The sequence below is a fragment of the Aminobacter sp. P4_H6_2 genome, from assembly GCF_056400805.1.
The window spans coordinates 1-6,876 of the sequence record NZ_JBFUKO010000289.1; the positions used below are offsets into that span (position 1 = coordinate 1).

8 protein-coding genes and 1 pseudogene are annotated in these 6,876 nt (G+C 61.0%); all 9 read right to left on the reverse strand.

Going from position 1 to position 6,876, the window contains the following annotated elements:
• Positions 1-112: 112 nt before the first annotated feature.
• The 9 genes and pseudogenes from AC1DUU_RS19285 to AC1DUU_RS19325 all read right to left on the reverse strand — a co-directional run bounded on the left by AC1DUU_RS19285 (position 113) and on the right by AC1DUU_RS19325 (position 6,746).
• Positions 113-322 carry a cold-shock protein gene (locus AC1DUU_RS19285; RefSeq protein ID WP_476785013.1) on the reverse strand — a complete coding sequence of 70 codons (210 nt, stop codon included), beginning with the start codon at positions 320-322 and terminating at the stop codon, positions 113-115.
• A gap of 194 nt (positions 323-516) precedes the next feature.
• Positions 517-1,650, reverse strand: coding sequence for an aminomethyl transferase family protein (locus tag AC1DUU_RS19290; RefSeq protein WP_476785014.1), 1,134 nt, complete (start codon positions 1,648-1,650; stop codon positions 517-519).
• Between the two features lie 171 nt (positions 1,651-1,821).
• Positions 1,822-2,442 carry a HupE/UreJ family protein gene (locus AC1DUU_RS19295; RefSeq protein WP_476785015.1) on the reverse strand — a complete coding sequence of 207 codons (621 nt, stop codon included), beginning with the start codon at positions 2,440-2,442 and terminating at the stop codon, positions 1,822-1,824.
• A gap of 47 nt (positions 2,443-2,489) precedes the next feature.
• Complete coding sequence (locus AC1DUU_RS19300; protein ID WP_476785016.1) at positions 2,490-3,536, reverse strand: arginase family protein; 1,047 nt, start codon at positions 3,534-3,536, stop codon at positions 2,490-2,492.
• Positions 3,537-3,561: 25 nt separating this feature from the next.
• Positions 3,562-4,635 carry an agmatinase family protein gene (locus AC1DUU_RS19305; RefSeq protein WP_476785017.1) on the reverse strand — a complete coding sequence of 358 codons (1,074 nt, stop codon included), beginning with the start codon at positions 4,633-4,635 and terminating at the stop codon, positions 3,562-3,564.
• Positions 4,636-4,656: 21 nt separating this feature from the next.
• Positions 4,657-5,046, reverse strand: coding sequence for a hydrogenase maturation nickel metallochaperone HypA (hypA, locus tag AC1DUU_RS19310; protein WP_476785018.1), 390 nt, complete (start codon positions 5,044-5,046; stop codon positions 4,657-4,659).
• Between the two features lie 9 nt (positions 5,047-5,055).
• Positions 5,056-5,727: a hydrogenase nickel incorporation protein HypB gene (hypB, locus tag AC1DUU_RS19315; RefSeq protein ID WP_476785020.1), complete on the reverse strand. Its 672-nt coding sequence runs from the start codon at positions 5,725-5,727 to the stop codon at positions 5,056-5,058.
• 96 nt (positions 5,728-5,823) lie between these two features.
• Positions 5,824-6,039 (reverse strand): annotated as a pseudogene (locus tag AC1DUU_RS19320) (hydrogenase nickel incorporation protein HypB); the annotation flags it as partial.
• A 2-nt stretch (positions 6,040-6,041) separates the two neighbouring features.
• Positions 6,042-6,746, reverse strand: coding sequence for a TetR/AcrR family transcriptional regulator (locus AC1DUU_RS19325; RefSeq protein ID WP_476785019.1), 705 nt, complete (start codon positions 6,744-6,746; stop codon positions 6,042-6,044).
• Positions 6,747-6,876: the final 130 nt, after the last annotated feature.

Below are 6,876 nucleotides of genomic sequence, written 5' to 3' on the forward strand. Positions count from 1 at the left end.
TTGCTGCCCAGGTCTCCGGATCAAACCATGTTTCTCGCGCGCTCACTGGAGCGGACGTCAGTACAGTCGAGACTTGCCGCGCGCCTCCGGCTGCCAGGGTGCGCGAGAAAAATCAGGCTTTGCTGAGATTGCCAGCAGAGGACTTGCCGGTGCGGCGGTCCTGCTCGATCTCGAAATTGACCTTCTGGCCATCAGCGAGGGTCGAGAGTCCAGCGCGTTCAACAGCGGAGATGTGAACGAAAACGTCCTGACCACCATCATCCGGCTGAATGAACCCAAATCCCTTAGTGCTGTTGAACCACTTCACGGTTCCAGTCGCCATATGCTTATTCCTTGTAACTCTAGCAATGTGCATGGCCCGACAGTGAGGCCGGTTCGGTTCGTATCAGGATTTTGAGACAGACGCAGCAAAAAGATGACAGCCCATCGGCCTGCATCGATGCCACTTTCGCGGCGCCCCGCCGGTTTCCCCGCGCGATACCGGCGGGGACACTCAGGCCGCGGCTGTACCGGACGTCAGCCCTTTGACGTCCGCTTCTTCTTTTCGGGATCATCGAAGGTCAGCGTGTGGGCGATCGCGTTGGCTCTCAGCGACCTGCCCCGCACCTCCAGCCTCACGCCTTGCTTGGCATAAGGCCCGTCGAGACGAGCAATCGCCATCGAGCGTTTGGTCAGCTTCGAATAGGACGGACAGGTGATGACGCCGACCTTGTTACCGTCGGCCCAGACCTCGTCACCGAGATCGGCCATCTTGTCGCCTTCGATCAGCATGCCGAAGATTTTGAAGCGCTCCTGGCCTTTCTGGCGATAGTGCTCCTCGGCACCACGGAAGCCGGTCTTGCCAGGCGAAACCGTGAAATCGAGCCCAAGCTCCCACAGGCTATCGCCGACGGGCTGGCCCGGGATCGGATACATCTGCGAATTGTCATAGGGGTAAAACAGCAAATAGCTCTCGACACGCAGCAGGTCGAGCGTGCTGAAGCAGCACGGAATGATGCCCATCTCCTTGCCTTCGGAAAGGATCGTGTCCCAGACAAGCCGCGCGTCCTGGCCGCGCACGAAGAGTTCGTAGCCGCGTTCGCCGGTGTAGCCCGTCCGCGAAATCGTCACCGGCGCTCCGAACAGCGTGGTGTGGATGTGGTGGAAGTAGTTGAGGTCGCGGATGCCGGGCACATGCCTGGCGAGGAAGTCGACGGCGACCGGCCCTTGCAGCGAAAGGTCGTGCAGGTCGTCGTCGAACAGCACGGCACAATTGCGGCCCGCCGCCTGCTTGACGATCTCTTCATGCGCGGTGCCGGTGCCGGAAACCAGCATCCAGGAATTGGGCCCATTGCGATAGATCACGCAATCATCGGTCAGATGGCCGCGCTCGTTGAGCATGGTTGCATAAACCGAACGGCCCGGCTGGATCTTGGCTATGCTGCGGGTCGTGATGTACTCCAGGATGGCGATTGCGTGCGGGCCGATCAGGTGCGTCTTGCGAAGGCCCGACACGTCCATCAGGCCGGCCTTGGTGCGGATCGCGATGTGCTGGTCGAAAGGGTCCGCGTCGTAGGTCCAGGCGGTGCCCATGCCGCTCCAATCCTCGAGATTGGAACCCAGTGCGCGGTGGCGGTCGCCGAGGGCGGTGAAGCGCCAGCTCAAAGTCATTGTATCCTCCGGTAATTTTGGCAAACAGGTTTCGTGCTGGCGCGGGTCAAAGCGCACCAGGAACGTCTTTCGTTCGTGAGCAGGACCCGCGACAGATTTTAAGGAGTTTGGGCAGGCGATCGGCCTGAGCGCCCTCCAACGCTCAGGCCAGGCGGAGCGGGACTCCGCCGATCAGCCGGCCAGGCCGGCAGCCAGGACCACGCCTGCAGCGGCGATGCCACCACCGCCCATCTTGAGCGCTGTGCGCCAGGATTGGCGCGCGACAATGGTTGCAAGGGAAAAGCCCATCGCATGCAGGACCACTGTCGAAGCGACAAAGCCCAGCCCGTACAGGAAGGCATTGCTGGCGATAGGCAATTCCTGGCCATGGGCAAAACCATGCAGGCCGCCAAACGCGAACGTCATCGCAAAGGCCGCTGCGAATGGCACCTTGCTGCCCAGCGCAACGATCGCGCCCAGCAACACCACCGACCCGGCAATGCCCAGCTCGACGAAGGGAAGCGAAAGCCCACTCATGCCAAACACCGCACCGGCGATCATGCCGATGACGAAGCCGAGCGGCAGCCAGCGGAACACCGGCTCGTTGTCGGCATTCTGCCCGGCCCAGATGCCCACCCCGGCCATGGCCAGGATATGGTCAAGTCCTGACAAAGGGTGGGACAGTCCGGCTCCTAGGCCACCGGCCTCGGGCAGAAAATGGGCATAGCTCGGCATCGTCGAGGCGGCATAAGCAACAGCAACCGCTGCAGCGAACCGCGTCATCTTCTTCGTGTTCGTTGTCGTGTTCACCATCAACTCCTGTGGCCGGCCGCAGCCGGCCTTATCCAAGTGGTTGTCTGTTACTCGGCGGCGACCAGATCGGTGCGGCGCAGATTGGCGTCGATGACGTCGCCATTTTGTGCCGCCAACGAGGCCATCAACCGCATGATGACACACGCAGCCAGGCGGGCCGCCGTGCCGCTGATGTCGAAGATCGGGCAAAGCTCGGTGAGGTCGATGACACTGACACTGCCGCGCTTGGCGATCATGTCGGCGATGCGCATCATCTCGCGCGACTCGATGCCGCCCGGCTCCGTCGAGGTGACGCCGGGTGCAGCCGACGAATCCATGACGTTGAAATTGAAGCTCAGATATTGCGCGTCGGTGTTGCCCCAGACCCGCTCGATCGAGCGCTCGACAAGCGGGTAGATGCCGCCATCGAACAGGTCGAACATCGAGTCGAACTGAAGCCCCCTCTCCTTCGACAGATCGATATGGTCCTTTGGGTTCATGGCGTTGCGAGCGCCCAGATGCGCGACATTTTTGATGTCGAGATTGGGCAACTCGGTGATGCGGGCCATGGCGCAAGGGGCGAGATTGCGCTCGCCAGCCCAGCTGTCGGCCATGTCGAGCTGGGCGCTGAAATGCATGTAGCCCATCTTCTTTTGCGCCCCGATATGGTCGGAAAGCGCGCGCGCCGCAGCGATCGAGATCGAGCGGTCGCCACCGCAGATGATCGGCGTCAGCCCGGATTTCAGCACTTCGCGGACCGCACGATAAATGCGCTCGTGGGCCACTTCGGGGCTGACCTTCGGCATCGAAACGTCGCCGCAATCGACAGCGGCACCGTGCAGGTCGACATTATATTCGAACCAGTAGGAGAAATACTCCTGCGAGACGAGGCGGAATTCGCGCGGGCCGTCCTCCGATCCGGGCTTGCCGACATTGCCCTCATCGAACGGCACGCCAACGAAGGCATATTTGGCGCCGCAGGCCTTGAGTGCTTCGGCGTTCAACGGGACGTGGGCTGAACGCAGGAACGTGATCAGGCCAGGTGCCCGGTAGTTGTCGCCCGCATCGCCGCCAAGCGGCGAAAACAGATGGGCATAGGATTTTGCTGGGTTCATGACTGTATCTCCTCCTCAAGAATTCTTACGGTTGCTTACCCTGCTGGCGCAGAGTCTGGGCGCGTGAGCCGAGATAGTGGTAGATCATGTTGACCGTCATCTTGGCGCTGATCTGGCTGGAGTCGAAGTAGGGGCAGAGCTCGACGACATCGAGAATGTCGCAGCCATGCCGGCCAGCGATCCGCGCGAACTGGATCGCTTCCCGCCCCTTCAGGCCGTAGCATTCCGGCGAGGTCGAGCCGGGCATGCAGCTCATGTCGATCGAGTCCGTATCCCAGGTGAAGTAGAGCGTGTCGGCGTCCTTCTTCACCCGTTCGAAGATCTCGTTGGCGCACACTTCAAGCCCGCGCTCGATCATCTCGGGCATGGTGACGACACGGATTTCGTTGTCGACGTAGAAATCCCACCAATCCTTGGGATTGAGGCCGTTGCGCGAGCCCATATGCGCCATGTTCCGGGCGTTGCAATTGGGCAGGTCGAGCGCGCGCGGCGCACCGGAGCAGTTGGTGATCAGGTTGCCGGCCCAGTCGGGTCCGGCGTCGAGATGGCTGTCGACATGCAGATAGCCCATCTTGCCGGCGCCGGTAAAACGCGACAGCGCCTTRGCGCCAGGGATCGGCAAGGAATGGTCGCCGCCAAACAGGATCAMCTTGGCGCCGCCTTCGAGGCATTCGGTGACGTAGTCGGTGGTATATTCCTGCGACTTGATGTTGTTGCCGGGCACCGTCGGCACATCGCCGCAGTCGACGATGCGGAAATAGCTCAGCAGGTCGACGTCATATTCGAACATGTAGGGGAAATATTGCGTCGTGGCTTCACGTAGCCCCGAGGCACCTTGCGAGGCGCCGGCGCGCACGATCTGGCCCTGGTCCCACGGCACCGCCAGGAAGCAGATTTTCGCACCCATTTCCCGGATCTTGTGACGATCCGGCGGGCAATAGGGCGCGCCCATGAAGGTGGCGAGCCCCCTGGATTTGAACGAGCCGTTGTGCAGCTTCGGAGAGTAGATGTGATCGTTCTCGCCGAACTGCTCGGCGGGGCCACGATGTTGATGTGGCGTGAACTGCCACTTGGCTATGTCTGCTTTTCGATCAAGCATGCTGTTCCTCCCAACAGATAACTACTGAAGTGTTTGCCCAACCGGGGCCAACGCCGGAAATGGAGCTTCTTCCTCAAGCTCGATGTGGGTCAGTTCCATCTCGCGCCCGGACAGCACCTTGCGTGAAGGCCTCCCGCAGTCGGGGCAGCGAAGATTGGAAAGAGAGAGCGGCGAACGCGCCTCAGCACAGTGTTCGCAGAATATGGTCAGCGGCACTTCTTCGATGTGCAGCTTGGCGCCTTCGCAAAGCGTGCCGCGCGTCGCCGGGCCAAAGCAGAAATAAAGCGAGCGGGCGATGCCGCACATGACGCCTAGACGCACATGCATACCAGTGACACGGGCGCGGCCGTTACGCGACGCGTGATCGCTGGCGAGATCGATCAGGCTTGAGGCGATCGTGAGTTCGTGCATGGCGCCACCTCACGCGTGCAACGTGTTGCGGATGGATTCGACCCGTGCCTGCAGCGCTCGCGCGAGGTCTTGCAATTGCTGCTGGCGGGCGCGGACGATCCAGTCCAGCCAGTCCGTCATGCCCGTGCCGTCGCGGGCGGAAACGACGATGGTTTCGATTGTCGGGTTGATTTCACGGGCGCGGCCAACACAGGCCGCGATGTCGAAATCGCAATAAGGCGCAAGGTCCGACTTCGAGATGACCAGAAGGTCGGCCRCAGCGAAGGCCTCGGGATATTTGACCGGCTTGTCGTCGCCTTCGGTCACCGACAAGATCACCACCTTGTGGGCTTCGCCGAGATCAAAGCCGGCCGGGCACGCCAGATTGCCGACATTTTCGATGAACAGTACCCCGCCCTGCTTCAGCGAAAGCGATGCTAGCGCGCGCTGGATCATGTCAGCGTCGAGATGGCAGCCCTTGCCGGTATTGATCTGCACGGCCTGAGTATCCGTCGCACGGATGCGGTCAGCGTCGTTAGTCGTCTCCTGATCGCCTTCGATCACCCAGGTCGGGAAGCTTCCCTTCAACCGCTGCAAGGTCTCGACCAGCAAGGTGGTCTTGCCTGCTCCGGGGCTGGCGATCAGGTTGAGCGCAAGCACGCCATGGGCGCACAGTTCGTCGCGCACATCGTCGGCGAACATGCTGTTCTTGGCCAGGATCTCCTGCTCGATCTGCACCAGCCGTTTCTGGCTCATGCCCGGCACGTGAGTCTTGGCGGCATCCTTGCCGAAATGCAGGTCGACGGGCCGGATGCCCGCAGCGGGATTCTCGTCCGCGTGATGATGAGGTTGGTCATGGCCGTGATGATGGTGATGGCCGTCCTCATGATCGTGGTGATGATGCACATCGCCATGGTGGTGATGGCTATGCGCATGCTCGTGATCGCCGCCCCCAGCATCGCCTTTGCCATCAAATCGAATGTTCTCAGGCCCGCAGCCGCATACCTGGCACATGGCTATCTCCCGTTCTTGATAGTGGAAGGGCTTTTGGCGGAGGGGTCGCCGGCATAGTGCAGCAGTCCCCAGACGACCTCCTTGAGGTAACGCATCGCAGCCGGGATCGGCGCGCCGTGCGGCATGAAGCTGCCGAAGTAGATGCCGTCGATATTGCGCGAGATGAATGCCGCCATCTCATCGGGGTCCGGGCAGGCAAACATGCCAACCTCGACGCCCTGACGGATGCAATCCGCAAGAACCCGCTTTTCGGACTCATAGAAGTCCTCGACGAAGCTATCGATGAACTTGGGACCCGCGTCCTTGGCGCCACCGGCGTTGACGAACATGATGCGCACGAGGCTGCGCAGCGTCTCCGACATCTCGACATTGAGGTCCAGGTAAGCGCTCAGCAATTCGGCCGGGCTTTCATGTCGAGCGACGACCTCGCCATAATTGGTCATCAGCCGGTCAAGCGCATGAAGCACAGAGGACTGATACAGCGAGTCCTTGTTCTTGAAGTAATAATAGATAAGCGAGTGAGCGACACCCAACTTCTTGGCGATAAGCGGGATCGTGACGCTCTCGTAATCTTCCTCTGCGAAGCATTCCAGCGCCGCCTCCAGCAAGGACTCCGCCCGAACACCCGGATTGCGGAAAAAGCGGGTCTTGGCCCGTTTGACCGATTTCACGCGATCTTCAAGATGGATGAGTGCGGCGGATTCCATGGATGATTTCCTGACTTTGGGCATTGCCGGAAAGGCTCGACGCCGACAGCGTCGGTACAGCACCTGAGAGACAGCCAAACCGCTGCCTCAGATGTCGAGGGCACTGGGCTCGTTGATGGCTCTTTCGACC